General features: G+C 42.9%; 10 protein-coding genes. 2 read left to right on the forward strand and 8 right to left on the reverse strand.

Going from position 1 to position 16,273, the window contains the following annotated elements; genetic code table 11:
• Positions 1-42: 42 nt before the first annotated feature.
• Entirely contained in the window at positions 43-762 is a 720-nt protein-coding gene (locus ACFSRY_RS07600; protein ID WP_377504851.1) for a 2-phosphosulfolactate phosphatase, read from the reverse strand.
• 91 nt (positions 763-853) lie between these two features.
• Positions 854-1,942 carry a glycine cleavage system aminomethyltransferase GcvT gene (gene gcvT / locus ACFSRY_RS07605; RefSeq protein ID WP_377504855.1) on the reverse strand — a complete coding sequence of 363 codons (1,089 nt, stop codon included), beginning with the start codon at positions 1,940-1,942 and terminating at the stop codon, positions 854-856.
• A gap of 398 nt (positions 1,943-2,340) precedes the next feature.
• Here gcvT and ACFSRY_RS07610 point away from each other — a divergent pair, with 398 nt between their 5' ends.
• Together ACFSRY_RS07610 and ACFSRY_RS07615 are read left to right on the forward strand one after the other, a co-directional pair.
• Complete coding sequence (locus tag ACFSRY_RS07610; RefSeq protein WP_377504858.1) at positions 2,341-3,819, forward strand: sensor histidine kinase; 1,479 nt, start codon at positions 2,341-2,343, stop codon at positions 3,817-3,819.
• Positions 3,820-3,861: 42 nt separating this feature from the next.
• On the forward strand, positions 3,862-4,296 hold the full coding sequence (locus tag ACFSRY_RS07615; protein WP_377504861.1) for a response regulator: 435 nt from the start codon (positions 3,862-3,864) through the stop codon (positions 4,294-4,296).
• 34 nt (positions 4,297-4,330) lie between these two features.
• Here the strand turns inward: ACFSRY_RS07615 and ACFSRY_RS07620 are convergent, their stop codons facing one another.
• The 6 genes from ACFSRY_RS07620 to ACFSRY_RS07645 form a co-directional block, all read right to left on the reverse strand.
• On the reverse strand, positions 4,331-4,930 hold the full coding sequence (locus ACFSRY_RS07620) for a ribonuclease HII (RefSeq protein ID WP_377504864.1): 600 nt from the start codon (positions 4,928-4,930) through the stop codon (positions 4,331-4,333).
• A 79-nt stretch (positions 4,931-5,009) separates the two neighbouring features.
• Positions 5,010-6,620, reverse strand: coding sequence for a RagB/SusD family nutrient uptake outer membrane protein (locus ACFSRY_RS07625; RefSeq protein ID WP_377504867.1), 1,611 nt, complete (start codon positions 6,618-6,620; stop codon positions 5,010-5,012).
• Between the two features lie 25 nt (positions 6,621-6,645).
• On the reverse strand, positions 6,646-9,744 hold the full coding sequence (locus ACFSRY_RS07630; RefSeq protein WP_377504870.1) for a SusC/RagA family TonB-linked outer membrane protein: 3,099 nt from the start codon (positions 9,742-9,744) through the stop codon (positions 6,646-6,648).
• Positions 9,745-10,321: 577 nt separating this feature from the next.
• A complete protein-coding gene (locus tag ACFSRY_RS07635; RefSeq protein ID WP_377504873.1) occupies positions 10,322-11,467 on the reverse strand; it encodes a Calx-beta domain-containing protein in 1,146 nt (381 codons plus the stop codon).
• A gap of 110 nt (positions 11,468-11,577) precedes the next feature.
• A complete protein-coding gene (locus ACFSRY_RS07640; protein WP_377504876.1) occupies positions 11,578-13,044 on the reverse strand; it encodes a SusD/RagB family nutrient-binding outer membrane lipoprotein in 1,467 nt (488 codons plus the stop codon).
• Between the two features lie 17 nt (positions 13,045-13,061).
• Positions 13,062-16,232, reverse strand: a complete 3,171-nt coding sequence (locus ACFSRY_RS07645) for a SusC/RagA family TonB-linked outer membrane protein (RefSeq protein ID WP_377504879.1) — start codon at positions 16,230-16,232, stop codon at positions 13,062-13,064.
• Positions 16,233-16,273 lie beyond the last annotated feature (41 nt).

Raw genomic sequence — 16,273 nt, forward strand, 5'->3', positions numbered from 1 at the left:
CCTGGTATGGAGCGGCCCCGCTTTTTAAATCATGCTACTGTTCTAAACTAATTCACGCTGCAGGTTAATGAGCCTGTCTTGCTTCCAGACAGGTAGAACTGAGAAAGTATCATGCTGCAGGCAGAACTCAACATCCTTATTAATTTCCAGGTTCTCTAAGCGACGCACATGCGAGGACTGCCTTAAGAAACCGGGCAAATCCTGCTTGGCAGTTTGATAAAGATAGAGTGACGCCAAAGTGGCATCATTTTCAGAAGCAAACCGATCTTGTAGCCGCTCTACCAAGGCACCGGCAAAGAGTGTGTCCTCCAGGTTAAATTTCCCTTTCCATCCAGCACAAACCACTAGCACGTCCAGCTGCAATTTACTTAGATGATCTGCAACAGCTTGCAGGTTCAGAAAAGCCCCCACCACAATCTCCTCGGCAGCCTCGGATAAACGGATGGCACGTGTACCATTTGTTGTTGTAATGGCTATAGAACGCCCCTGAACATTACCGGACATATAACCGAAGGGAGAATTTCCTAAGTCAAAGCCTTCTGCCTTTACACCATCCCGTTCTGCAGCGGTAAGGCAGCCTTTTTCAGCGTATGTGCGACACTCTTCCAACTGCATCACCGGATAAATATCTGCCGCGCCATGCGCAAAAGCAGTTACCATGGTTGATGTGGCGCGCAGAATGTCTACCGCTACAACAGCTTTTCCCTTCAAATCATATAAATGCAACAGTTCCGGGCTGAAGCACACATCTATACTTGGCATAGCTTTTAAATATTGGTTGAAAAACAAAAGACACAAGCCTTATACCCAGAACAAACTTCCAGGCTTTTTGTCTTGTGTCTTTGTCCAGAATTTACTTCTTGTATATAGGCAGCTTCACTATCTGCGCTTTCATATCCTTGTTTCGTACACGGATAAAGATGTCTGTACCTGTTTTGCTATAGTCTTTGGTTACATACCCAAGCCCGATACCCTTATTCATAGACGGTGACATAGTACCTGAAGTAACTTCACCGATCTGCTCACCCTCGGCATTCACTATTTCATAGTGTGCCCTCGGGATAGCTTTTTCCAGCATCTCAAAACCAACCAGCTTGCGCGTTACGCCTGCCTCCTTCTGAGCCTTCAGGCTGGATGAGTTAGTGAAGTCTTTATCAAACTTCGTGATCCAGCCAAGACCTGCCTCAATAGGAGATGTGGTATCGTTAATGTCATTACCATACAGGCAGAAACCCATCTCAAGGCGTAGCGTATCACGGGCACCCAAACCAATAGGTTTGATACCATAGTCTTTTCCGGCTTCCATGATGGCTTCAAACACTTTTACAGCATCTTCGTTCTTCACATAAATTTCGAAACCACCTGCTCCCGTATAACCTGTAGCTGAAACAATCACATCCTGTACACCGGCAAACTCACCTTTCTCAAAGGTATAGTACACCATGCTGGCCAGATCAATTTTGGTAAGAGACTGCAGTGCCTCTATTGTTTTAGGACCCTGCACAGCAAACAAAGACATTTCATCAGAAATATTCTCCAGCTCCACGCCTTCTGTGTTGTACTTATTTACCCAATCCCAGTCTTTTTCAATGTTAGAGGCATTCACTACCAGCATGTATTCCTCCTCCCCAAACCGGTATACCAGCAGGTCATCCACAATGCCACCTTCCTCATTCGGGAAGCACGAGTACTGAACTTTGCCGTCTGTTAGTTTAGAAGCATCGTTAGAGGTAATGCGCTGGATCAGGTCGAGCGCCTTTGGCCCACGCAGCATAAACTCTCCCATGTGCGATACATCAAATATACCAACAGCATTGCGTACAGTATTATGTTCTTCTATATCAGATGAATAGCGCACAGGCATATTGTAGCCGGCAAAAGGTACCATTTTAGCGCCAAGTGCCTCGTGCACATCATTCAAAGCAATTTTCTTAAGTTCCATTATAGTTTAGCTGTTCTAAGTGATTGAGTGGCAAAAATAAGTAAAATAAAACCGCTTCCGAAATTTAATCCCCACAGTGCCTGATTTCTCATATAAAGGGTACAAAGCCAAAATATCAAAGTTTTATCCACAAATATTAAAGAATATACATATAACCCTGTTCCTGACCTAAGCGTAAAAGCGGAGTGATTAATTAGCCAAAGGAATCATGCCATCACCTAAAATTTTCACCCATTTATCAGTACATATACCCCCTGCTTAACATTTAGTAGTATTTGCCAGCATCTATTTAACCAAATCCTGACTGTTTGAAGCAGTGCAGCTAAAAAGGTTTTTGTTACTGCAACCACTATACTATAGCTTAGTGGTCTCTTCTTTGTGTAAGGTATAGTACGTTCATGAAATTATCAGTAAAGTTATTTGTCGGGTTCGTTCTGATCTCGGTGCTTTTTACGGCTGTTGCCATCGTTAACTTCCAGCTTTCTGAAGATGTGATCCAGAACTCAAAATGGGTACAACAGTCTCAGATTGTGGTTAGGAACTCGGCAGCGTTGCAGCGGAATATCATTGACATGGAAACCGGCTTGCGTGGTTATCTTCTTAATGGGAACGAGACCTTTCTGCAGCCTTATGTTCAGGCCAAAGAACAACTGGGCAATTTATTCGAGGAAACCAAGAAGTATGTAAACAACTCCCCTGATCAAATTAGAAACATCAATGAGATCATGAGGCTGCAACAAAGGTTTCAGGAGGAGTTTGCAGAACCCTTGATCATAATGGTTCGGAGCGACAAAATAACGGATGATGTATACATTGGAGGCAAAGTTGATCGCCTGGTGTTAGGCGAGAAAGCAGTTACTGACTCCATACGTACGGCTTTTAAAGAATTCAATGCTTATGAGTATAAGGTACGGGAGGATCGCCGGCAGCGTCTGAACCAAAGTATTGATACAACCCGCCAGGTTTCCACTATACTTACCATGCTTTCTGTAATTCTGGGTCTGGGCTGGGCTTACTATATCACGAAGCTGATTACAGACCGGATTATTAAAATGGTGAAGCTTGCTGAGCAAATATCCAAAGGGGATTTCAAGACGCAGATCATTGATACCTCTAATGATGAGCTCAGTCAACTGTCTCACTCTCTGAACAGAATGTCTACCACGATTGACGAAACGTTTTCAGAACTAGACAGGAAAAACAAGGAACTGGATCAGTTTGCCTATGTTGTGTCTCATGACCTTAAGGCTCCTTTAAGGGGCATAGAGGTAGCCTCCCGCTGGGTGGAAGAAGATATGGGTTCAAAGTTACCGCCAAATGTGCAGGAGTATCTTATGATGATGCGGGTACGGGTACACCGTATGGAAAACCTGATCAACGGTATACTCGCTTTGGCCCGCATAGGCCGTACAAACCAGATTGAGGAAGTTGTTGATGTAAACGAGCTGTTAGCTGAAACAGTGGACATGATAGCACCATCCAGGAATTTCACCATCGATATTCAGGATAACTTACCGATACTACATACTGTGCGCGTCCAGTTACAGCAGGTTTTCAGCAACCTGATAAGCAATGCCATAAAATACCATGATAAAGAACAAGGCCTTATCAGCGTCAGGTATCACGAAACAGATAACTTCCACGTGTTCTCTGTCTCTGACGATGGTCCGGGTATTGACCCGAATTACCATGACCGGATTTTCGTTATTTTCCAGACACTGCAGGAACGCGATGCCATGGAAAGTACCGGTGTAGGGTTAACAATCGTTAAAAAGATAATAGAGTGGCAAGGAGGAACCATCTGGCTGACATCCCAGCCGGGGCAGGGTTCAACTTTTACATTTACCTGGCCTAAACACGAGGCAGAAGAAATATAATTTTAGTAGTTTTGTATCAACGCAACATTTAGCACCAATACTATGACCGAGAATGTGACCAATATCCTGTTAGTAGAAGATGACTACCTGGATATTATGAACGTGGAGAGAGAGTTAAAGAAGATAAACATAGAGCATCCTATCCATGTTGCAAGAAACGGCCGTGAAGCCCTGAATATGTTACGCGGTGAAGGCACAGAGAAAATATCCCCTGCCCCGAGCGTTATTCTCCTGGACATTAACATGCCAAAAATGAATGGTCTTGAATTCCTGGAAGAGCTTCGCAGAGAGCCAGAATTCATCCACATTCCTGTATTCATCATGACTACTTCAAATGAGGAGGCAGACCGTATGGCTGCTCAGCGTCTGAACGTATCAGGATACATAGAAAAGCCCCTCACATTTGACACTTTCGAAAAAGGACCTTCCTCTCTGGATAGCTTCAGCTTATTCCTGGACCTTATTAAATTGAAGTAAGCTTCTGGAGTAAAGAGAAGCAGCAGAAATAAATTTAACTGAATAGCCCGAGCTGTTTTGGCAGCAGGGTAAATGATTGCCGGTGGTGAGGTGTAGCACCATACAAGGCAATTGCTTCCCTGTGTACTTTTGTAGGGTAACCTGCATTTTGTTCCCAGCTATACTCTTTATACTCTTCAGCTAGTTGGCACATGCAATCATCCCGGTAGGTTTTAGCTAAAACTGAAGCCGCTGCGATAGATAAGTACTTCCCATCTCCTTTTACAATACAGGCGTGTGGGGTACTAAGTGTCGTTTTAAACCTGTTACCATCCACAATAAGGTATTCTGGCGCCAGCTTTAAGCCCTCTATTGCCCGGTGCATTGCCAGGTAGGTAGCATTTAAAATATTATTTGCATCTATTTCTGCAGGACTTGCCACCCCTACTGCCCAGGCAACTGCATCCTTCAGTATATCTTCCCTAATCTGTTCCCGCTGCTTCTTTTTCAGCTGCTTGGAATCGTTCAGCAAGGGGTGAGCATAATCAGCAGGCAGAATAACTGCAGCTGCCACTACGGGTCCGGCCAGGCAGCCTCTGCCAGCCTCATCAATGCCCGCCTCAAAAGTATAACCGCTATAGTTAGGTAAAAGCATATACAAAGGTAATCAACCACAAACAAAAAAGCCCGCCATCAAAACGACGGCGGGCTTTTTAAAAGTTCAGATTATTAAACTAGTAACCAGGGTTTTGCTGAGCAGCTAGAACCGGGTTAGCATTTACCTCAGTAATTGGCAATGGCCACACAAAACGATAATCATCGTAAGGTACAGCAGCTATTTTTAAAGTAGCTGCATCTACAGTACCACTTGCAGCAGCCCAAGTAACGAATTTAGTATTTGTGTAAGCAACTTTCGCAGGAACACCACCTGTACTGAATACAGGGTCTTTTGCAAGACGATGGATGTCTGACCATCTGCGTCCTTCACCTAAGAACTCAATTCTACGCTCATTAAGAATCGCCTGAATAAGATCGTTGCTAGTAGCAAAACTTGCTGCAGTAAACTGATCAGCTACTGTTGTCACAGAACGGTTACGAACAGCGTTCAGTAAATCAACAGCACGAGCATCAGCACCAGTAGTGGTACGCGCAATGGCTTCGGCTACGTTCAACAGCACTTCAGAATATCTCATTAGCGGAGCATAATCAGAGTTTGTTGCTGCATCACGGTACTTTGTCAAATAGAACGCACGACCATTGTTAGTAGTCAACAGTGTTCTTCTCAAGTCATTTGCTTTCCAGAAAGAAGCATTGTAGATGATCGGGCTGATTGCCACAAGACCACGTGCTGGAGAAACACCATACATAGCTGGCAAACCACCATTCACACCGGCATTATCTGTTGAACTGTTCTCAATAGAGAACACAGACTCTTTATTATTAGCGTAGCTTGCAAAAGGCACATCTGGCTGAGATTCAAGCTTATAACTACCTATAGGGCTAGTGAACGGTGCTGCTGTGCTAATAATTTTATTACCCTCTGTAATTACACCAGCATAGTCGCCTTTGTGCAGAAGTACACGAGTTTTAAGAGCAATTGCAGCACCTTTTGTAGCACGTGAAATTTTAAGGCTACCAGCTCTTGTCTCAGGCAAGTTTGCTTCAGCAAAAGTCAGGTCTTCAATCAACTTGTCGTAAGACTCTTTTACTGTGTTTCTTCCATGAACTTTAACTTCTTCTATTCTTGCAGGTGTGTTCACAGCTACAGTTCTGTAAGGAACACCCGCATGAGATGCATCTGCCGTATGCTTGTAAGGCCTTGCAAAATGTACTAAAAGCTCGTGGTGTGCCAGCGCTCTCAGGAAGCGAGACTCAGCTTCAAAAGTCTTCGCTTTTTCAGCTGTGATAACTCCTCTTGTAGCAGCTGCCTGTACACCTTCAATCACAACATTAGCTTTGTTGATCAGGCCATACAGTGTCTCCCACATGTACTGATTGTTTGCTGAAGATGCATTATAGGTAGCACCATAAGTGATGGCGTAGAAAGTTGCCACATTCAGCATGTCCTCACCGCGCATATCACCTTGCTCAATTGATGCAGCTCCAAAAGGATAACCACGTACGGCACCACCCAAATAGAAACCACTTTGTGCAGCATCATACACACCTGCCATAGCCAACTCTGCACGCTCTGGTGTTTCAAATGCAGTTGCTTCAGTTAATCTATCATAAGGCTGTAGGTCTGTTACTTCTTTATCGCAAGAAGAGAACATAAGTGAAAGAGCCAATGCAGGAACTGTTACTGCTAGTCTCAATCTGTTATTGGCGAAAAATTTATTTTTCATTGTAGTAATTCAATTTAAAGATTGATTAGAAACCAATGTTTACACCTACTGTGTATACACGCTGCTGAGGGTTACCATTGAAGTCAACACCTATGCCAGTGTTAGTTTCAGGATCCAGGCCAGAATACTCTGTGAAAGTAAGCGCGTTCTGCACCTGTGCAAACACTCTGGCTTTGTTAAATCTGGTTTTGTTTAACAACTCTGTAGGCAGGTTATAGCCAAGCATTACGTTGCTAAGTTTCAGGTAGTCTCCTTTTTCAACAAAACGAGTCAACGTTTCATTATCTCTGTTTATGAAACCTCCGTTACCAGCTTCAAGGCGAGGAGTCTGGCCATCACCAGGCTTCTCAGGGCTCTGCCATCTGTTCAGTATCTCAGTACCGTTGTTCACGAAGTTCATGCTTAACAAGTCCTGACGCGTACGGTTCATGATCAGGTTACCACCAGAATAACGGAAGAATACACCTAAATCAAAGTTGCCATAGCGGAACTGGTTATCAAAACCACCAAACCAGGTAGGCAATGCGCTACCTAGGATTGATTTGTCAGCTGCTGTTAAAGAAGACTTAGTAGTCAAAGCAGATGGGTTAGCCGGATCATACACATAGTATGTATTGTTGGTAATATTACCCTGTACAAGTGTACCGTCGGCTTTTTGGTAAATTGGGTTACCGTTAGCATTGTTAACACCTTTATAAGTATAGCCAAAAAGAGAGTTGATAGATTCTCCTTCACGAACAATTGTGTAGGTGTTGAAGATATCCTGACCGTCTACCAGCTTAGTAACTTCGTTACGCTGTGTAGAGAAGTTAAAGTTTGAAGTCCAGGTAAATGCACCTTTATCAATTACTGTGCTATTTAAAGAGAATTCAAAACCGCTGTTTGTGATGTTACCGATGTTTTTAATAACACGGTTGTCCGGTAGGCCTAAAGATGGTGCAGTAGGGGCACCTAGTACGTTGTCAAAATTGTCTTTTCTCCAGTACGCAACTACAAAGTTCATACGGCCATCCAGTACAGATAAGTCAATACCTGCATCATAGATTTTCTGTGATTCCCATTTTAGGTTAGGGTTAAATATGTTACTGTATGAGATACCATTTTGAGAACCGTACTGTGCTGAACTAAAGCTACCAATGTACGGGTAGTTACCTCCCGTAATTTCTGTGTTACCCACTTCTGCAAAGCTACCTCTGATACGTAAGTCGTTGATGAAGCTAAGAGCATCTGAATTTTTGAAGAAAGCCTCTTCAGACACACGCCATGCAAATGAAACTGCCGGGAAGTAACCCCAACGTCCTTCTTCAGGAAGTTTAGAAAGACCATCTGCACGAACAGATGCACCCAGGTAATATTTGCTCTTGTAGTTATAATTGATACGACCTAAGTAAGAAGCCAGACCGTTTTCAGTCAGTCCACCATCTGCAAACTGGTTAGCATAGGTACCACTGATCAGGTTTTCACTGAAGAATCTGTCAGACAGGCCAGAAGCTCCTGCTTGTAAAAATGAGCTTCTTGTCTTAGTGTATTCAGCAACAGCCGTTACATCAAAATTGTGCACATCGTTAAACGACTTGCTATAAGACAAGATGTTCTGCCAGTTCCAACGTATAGCTGGTGAGAAAGCCTGCGTAAGGGTACCTGAAGATGAGTAACCATCTCCGTGGCGAGGATCTGTGAACGAGAAGTCATCTGCAAAACTGGCATCAATACCGATCAATGTCTTGAAACGCAGATTATCAATTATCTTAGCATCAAGATAAGCATTACCTAAACCACGGTAAGTAACAGCTCTACGCACGTTGTTGTCAAGTACAAAGCGCAGGTTAGGAATACCATCAGAGATAGTGATTAAGTTAGCGCCACGGCCAAGAGATCTTCTGTCTGAGGCGTCAATGTTATAACCTGTTGGGTCTTCCGGGTTGTAAACTTTAACGTTAGGCAACTGGCGCATTACAGCGAATGTGTTACCAGATAGGTTATTAGAACCTGTTAAAGGACCTTCGTTTTTCTGGCTGGTTAAACCTGCAGAAATACCGAAGTTTAACCACTCTGTCACTTGCTGATCTAAGTTAGATCTGAACGTATAACGGGTTAATTCATTTGGCCTGGCAATACCCTCCTGGTTAGAGTAACCTAAAGACACATAGTATTTTGTTTTGTCAGTACCTGCTGAAGCAGAAAATACGTGGTTCTGCTGCAAAGCACTTCTGAAAACATAGTCGTTCCAGTTTGTGTTTGTTCCTTCACTATCCATGAAAGCCTGTGCCGGTGAGCCGATTGCTGCATATTTCTCATTTGAGATCTCAACAAACTGCTTCGCATCAAGCAGGTCATAAAGCTTAACAGCCTCTGCCACACCTACATAGTTATCGTAGTTAAAGCGAACCTGGCCCGTCTTACCTTTTTTAGTAGTAATCAGGATAACACCATTCGATGCACGGGAACCATAGATCGCAGTCGCAGCACCGTCCTTAAGAATTTCAAAAGACTCAATGTCAGCAGGGTTAATATCACCTAGGGTGTTAGCTGGAGTAAATCCACCGGCGTTGCCAGAGAATGCCGGTACACCATCTACAACTATCAGAGGAGAGTTACCACCAGTAATTGAGTTCACACCACGGATACGAATGGTAGGAGCGGCTCCCAGGATACCTGAAGGCTGCGTTACCTGCACACCCGTAGCACGACCTGCTAACTGCTGGTCAAAGCTTGGAGTAGCGATGTTCGCAATTTCAGAACCTTTAACTTGTGATATGGAGCTAGTTACGTCTTTCTTAAGCTGTGTACCATAACCAACTACAACTACCTCATCAAGTAGTTTCTGGTCAGTTGCCAACGCAACGTTTATTGTACCAGCGTTACCTACAGACTTTTCTATTGTCTGATAACCAATAAATCTGAACACTAACGTGCTAGAACCAGCAGGCACATTAATAGAATAAGAGCCGTCTGCACCTGTGGTTGTACCCACAGTAGTTCCTTTAACAATGACTGCAACCCCTGGCAGCCCCTGCGATGTTGTCTGGTCTGTAACAGTACCAGAAACCGTTTTGCTCTGAGCAACTACCTGATTCAGTAGCGTGAACATCAGAACAAAACTCATGAGTAAAAGCTTTCTCATTTAATTGTTTGAAATTAAGGTGAATAATAGGTAATAGTTAGTAAAAGTTTTAGAGTCTTTTTTATAGGCAATAGATTTCCCTGCACCCTTTTTCGGAGCGCAAAAACTGGCATATACCAGAGCTTATAAAGAGTTTAGGCTCTTTATAAAAACTATCTATTAAGAATTAAATGGAAAATTGTTGTTTTATAGTGGTGCGCTCTACAACAGACACAGCACTATAAATAAAAGGAATTGGACAGGCCTTCATCTTTCTTTCATCCCTCACGAATCAACTCGTGTTCCTGAAGAAGATCTAATCTTGCACCAATAATATCGACGAATAAATTCAAAAGCAATAGTAGGAAAGAATTATTTTTCGACGAACAGACATATTTCTTATACCTAAACCCAGAAAAACCAAGCTTCACAAGAGTGTGCTATGTTTTGCTATCCACTAACACTCTGATCAAGGAGATACTTTTTTATTAATAAAATGAAGGACTTGCAAAGAAAAAGAACAAAATCCGCAAAAAAATGAGGCCTTAGCTGATTAAATCAACTAAGGCCTCATTTTTGGTAAAGAGCGCTTATTCTCTTACTCTAGTTCAAAATTTAATACGTTGTTGCTTCCTAAAACAACCTCTCTGTCTTCACCTTCCACAGATACAAGGTTTACTCTAATGTTTTTGTTCGGATTCATGCCAAAGGCTGCATTCAAGAACTCAATGTTTATGTTTCCAACTGTCGCACCGGCGGGTATGGTAAGACGTCCACCTGTGTTGTCAACATAATCAACTCCTGCTGTTCCGCCTGTAATTGTGTAGTTCACTGTAACAGGTCTGGTGCTTGGTTCACTAAGTCTAATCTCCGAGTTGACCGTTCTAGCAGAGGTGATAACCTGTGGCGTTGCCTCGTTCACAAACGCTACAGTTCGCAGATCATCGTTCACCGTCACAGTAAACGTTGACTTACTTGTATTAAAATTAATCTCTGCATCAGCAGATGCCGGAGTAACCGATGTGATCTTCACCTCAAATCTATTATTCATATTACGTTCCAGGTTGTTCATTATCCTAACCCGGATGGTGTCCGTCTTAACACCAGCTTGTAAAGTAAGTGGGTTGGGGGAAACAACCTGAAAGTTAGTTGCTGTATTACCGGCCACTGGTGTAACAGTATAGGCAACACTTACTGCAGTTCTCAAGGTGTTGGAGACAGTAACAGGAATTTTTACAATCGGATTATTTGGCGCTTCTGTTACCGTCGCCCCTGTGGTTGAAAAACTAATAGTTTGAATATTATCTCTTATTCTAATCACCTTCGTAACTCCTCTCCCGTTTCTACCTATCCGCAGGTTATTGTCAGCACCTGTGAGCGTTACAGTTGCAAAACGAGTAGCATCGATTGCTTTGTTATCTGGAATAGGAATTTCAATGGTGGCACTTGATGCATTTGCCGGTATTACAGCTGTTCCTGTTGCAGATAAAGCTCCTGTGACGGTATAGTTCACTGTTACAGGAGCTGCTATAGGATCTGAAACTAGATCCACCGGTATTTTTACAGAACCGGCGTCTTCCAGTACAGAAATTGTATCGCGTGTGCCGGTTGTTGTTCGGAGCTCTACTGAGCCAGGGACAGCATTAAATTCAGGAACTGGAGAGGAATCCTCCTCGTCACAACTAAAGAGGAATAACCCTACTGAAGCTGCCAAAAGACTATATAGGTAGTTATTTATTTTCATATCATTAAACTTTAATATTATACTTTCATTTTACTCGCTACTATTCTAGCGAATTTTTCATTACCCTGTTTCAGCTTAAATATGGTGGCTGAAACAGGGTAATGAAATTTTTAGTCTTCTGTGCCATCATCCCACCAAACTCCGTTGGTGTAGATGTTTACATCCGGAACGTTAACTGCATTTGCATCACGCTCACTTAAAGGATAAGGGAAACGTAGTGGCGGTGCAGATATCGGATGATCAGCTATAAAAGTAGGGAAACCTGTTCTTCTCCAGTCGTTATAAGCCTCGAACGGCTGGAAGTAGAAATATGCGATCCATTTCTGCCTGATAATCTCATCTAAGTTTAGCGCTGCAGGTGTCTGTGGCAACGCTGGATTGTTAAGGTATGCTGTAATAACAGCATCACTTAATTCAGTCTGACGGTTCATAGCAGCTCTGATACCCTCTCTATAGGCTGTAAAGGCTTCCTGTAAGCGGCCTAGTCTTAAATAAGCCTCTGCCTGTATAAATTTAAGCTCATCATAAGTCATCAAAGGCATTGGAGAAGTAGCTTCCAATACATAAGGAGGTGCTAAACCCGGAACAAGTGGACTTCTCACATCAGAGAACAAATTGCCTGCCTGGTCATTTGTATTTGTTCCATTAGGAGCTCCGATGATTTCACCTTTGCCTGGTACAGGCGCTACCAATGCTAAAAGACGTGGATCATTTAAATTTTCAAGTGTTTCAATAAATCTTTCGCTAACAGCATGGTGGCCACGGTCGTTTGCCTCCTGGAACCAAGGGTGCTCACCGATAGCAGTAGACACATACATATTAAATGTAAAGTTATCTGCAGCATTCCGGAAGCCCTGTGCAGCAGCATCTAGTGCATTTTGAGCAGCGGCATCATTAACATTAGTTAACCTCATCCAGTACCTCGCTTTTAGAGAATAAGCTGCTCGTATCCACTTCTGGGCATTTCCACTGTAAATCAGATCAGTGTTACCTGGTGTTGGCCCCTGCTCCTGTAGGTTAGCGATTGCCTCATCCAACAACTCAAACATCTCCATATAAATTTGCTGCTGCTGATCAAACACAGGCTGGCGGTTTTCACTACCCAGTCCTGCTTCTGAGTAAGGTACTCTACCCCAGGCATCTGTGGCCACAGAAATTGTATAAGCTTTCAGCACCTTTGCAATACCAACGTGTATTGGTTTACCTGGCTCAGTACCGCCTTCTGAACCCTTCAGGATAATAAGGTTCAGATCTGGCAACACACCTGCAAAGATGTTGTTCCACACGTTATTAACTAACGTCGGGTTTTCAAGGTCAGATCTTCTGTCTGCCTGCTGCAACTGGGCATGCACGCCGGCAGTATGTCTTACAAATACAGAAGAATACCACGCTAGGTCTACACCATGTACAGCGGTTGGAATGTTAAGTGTAACCTGTGGCATTAACAAGCTTATTGAAACATCCTGCGGTGCATTGGGGTTTGTGTCGATCTCATCTAGTTTATCGTCGCTGCATGAGCTGACACTAAACAGTAGCCCAAAAGCAGCGAATAAACTGAATATATTTTTTGTCTTCATGATTTTTCTCTTTTCGGTTAGAATGATACTTTTAATCCAAGGCCATAGCTTCTTGTTTGTGGTAATGACACATACTCTAGCCCCTGGAAGTTACCTGAGCCGCCTACGTTCGTCTCAGGGTCGAAATTTGGATAGTCAGAGATCAGAAACAGATTTCTACCTGTTACGAACAAAGAAGCGGTCCTGAACGGTGTTCTATCTAGCAGGGAGTTAGGCAACGAATAACTTAACGCCACTTCTCTTAAACGAACAAAGCTTGTTGAGTAAACATTGGATTCGGTAATCGCATCCATTCTATCCTGCCAGAAGGTTTGCCCCCTGATTATTTCAATATCATTGTTGCCTTCTACTACAAGATTCCCATCTGCATCAACAAACCCTTTCGTTCCTCCAATGACTACAGGTGACAAACGATCTTCTGTTATCTCATCCATACCATACAATTTAAGGAGGCGTGTATTACCCGCATACATGTTACCTCCCTTACGCCAATCTAACTGCGCACTTAAACCGAATCCTTTATAATCAATACCATTGATGAAAGACATCTCAAAATCAGGTTGAACATTACCAATGTTTTTAAATTCACCAACTAATGGCATACCATAATATGGATTCGCAGTGCCGTTAACAGTCTGTCGGCTGTCAACAACAATGTTTCCTGCATCATCTCTCACATAAGATGATCCAAAAATAATCGGATAAGCAGCTCCAGCCTCAGCCCTGATGTTTGGAGTCACGAAGCCTCCTAAGAAGATGTTTTCTACGCCAGGAGCTAATTCAATTACTTCGTTATCATAAGAGGTGTAGTTAGTTGTAAACGTCCACTGGAAATTTTCATTTCTGACAGGAATAACGGTTGCAATTAATTCATGTCCTGTTGTCTCAAGCTCACCTGCATTTCGTCTTTCAAACTGGAAGCCTGCGGCAGGTGATATAGGAACGGTGAAGATCTGATCAGTTGTATTCTGGATATAGTAGGTATAATCGAACACCAAACGATTAGCAAAGAACCTGAAGTCACCACCAAATTCAATTGTTTTGGTATTCTGAGGTCTTAATTCAGGCGAGTTAAGTGTATTTTCCAACGTACGACCACTTACACCTCTGAAAGGGAATGATACACCATCGTTCAAGAATCCAGACCCCGCACCACCTGCAATGAATGTGTTCCTGGTGATAAATGCCGCATCAGGTGCCTGTCCTACTTCTGCATAAGAAGCTCTGATCTTACCAAAGTCGAGCCAGTCATTATCAATTCCGAAAGCATCTGTAAATACAAAACCAACACCAATAGATGGGTAGAAGAAGTCTCTATTTCCACGGGCAAGGTTAGAGACATAATCCTGACGGGCAGAACCATTTAAGAAAAGATAATTCTTATAACCTACTTCTAAGTTAGCATAAAATCCGGCCACTCTCCTTCTGCTAATAGTTTCAGCAGTAGTCTGAACAGTTGTATTTCCGATATTCTTTAAACCTCCTAATTGAATACCTTGACCTAAGTTGTTCAGCAAGCGGCTTCTGATATCATAAATTTCATTACCTATGAGTAAGTTAACATTGATATCTTCAGTAATATCTCTTACGAAACTTGCTGATAGGTTAGAGTTTATCTGAGTTTGTGTAAATGAATAGTCATTTATCTGTCCACCTGACGGAATAGTTGTTCTACCTCCAGTAAAGCCTGACCCTAACTCATAAATCTCCTGCCCGTCTGTTATAAAGAAGTCGTTACCAAGTCTGTAACTTATACTAATCCAATCAGTAGGTTTATAAATAGCATTTGCTGATCCGATAAAGCGACGGGTATCCTCGAAAAATACGTTATTTGCAATTGCCCAGCGAGGGTTATCAAAGCCGCTACGATAGCTTATCTGCTTGAAAGGGTTATTTGGATCTGCAAATGGCAGACCAAATAAGTCAAATGTTCGTGGTGCAGCATATAAAGTAAATAGAGGGTTAGAAAGGTTAGATCCACCTGGCACCTTGTCTACATGTACATCTGAGAAGTTTGCAGATACACCAAGGGTTACCTTCGGAGCTACCTTCAAATCCCCTGCTACTTTACCATTAAAGCGCTCCATACCAGTGGTAGGAATGATACCCTCTTGGTCTGTATAACCAACAGTTACAGCATAATTACCAAAATCACCGTTGTTCGCTACAGTTACAGCGTTTGTAAAGGTATGGCCTGTCTCAAAGAATGGCTCCACGTTATCATACACCTGGGCTGGCACCGTTTCACCTATGGCGTTTGTAATAGTGCCTAAAGTACTAATTCGCGGTCCCCAGGATAAAGAAGTTGTATTATTGTACACGCCACCTGACCCTTGTGCGAATTCATCTTGCAAGTCAGGAAGTATTGAAACTTCATCATAAGAATAATCAGAAGCAAGACTCACGGTTGCACCTTTTCGGCCTGCATCTAATCCTTTACCTTTCTTAGTAGTAATTACTACCACACCATTTGAGGCACGAACACCATAAAGGGCAGCGGCTGCACCACCTTTCAAAACGGAGATCGATTCAATGTCATTTGGGTTGATGTCCAGGGCTCGCGAAGAAGCATCCGTGCCACTTACACCTGTAGCAAACGAAGCATTACTTTCGATAGGCATACCGTCTATCACATACAGCGGTTGGTTGTTACCTGTAAATGAACGGTTACCTCGTATGGTAATTGTTGCAGAGGACCCAGGCAAGCCGCTAGATTGGCGTACAATCACACCTGCCACTTTACCCTGAATAGCATTGGTAACGTTTGGCTGATTTGCCCTGTTTAGCTTATCGCCTTCAATCTGCTGCACAGAATAGCTTAGTGCTTTCTGCTCTCTCTCTACACCAAAAGCTGTTACAACAACTTCGCTTAATTGTTTGGTGTCCAATACAAGCCCTACATCTATTATGCTCTGGTTTCCTATTGTTCTTTCTATATTGGTATAGCCAATATATCTAAAAACAAGGGATTTTGTAGCTGCAGGGGCAGGTACATTCAGAGAGAACTCTCCTTGTGCTCCTGTTGTAGTACCAATGTTCGTTCCTTTCACCAGAACGGCTACACCAGGCAATGGCTGACCAGTTTCCTGATCAATTACTTTACCTGTTACAGTCGTGGTACCTTGTGAAAAACCCTCTATTGACAGTAGTATTGCCAATATAAGGGTCAGTAGTAGACCTCTTTTCATAACTATTGTTTGATTTAATGATACAACATTACAAAGAGTAT

Origin of the sequence: Pontibacter locisalis (assembly GCF_042684605.1) — a bacterium.
GTDB classification, from domain to species: Bacteria; Bacteroidota; Bacteroidia; order Cytophagales; family Hymenobacteraceae; genus Pontibacter; species Pontibacter locisalis.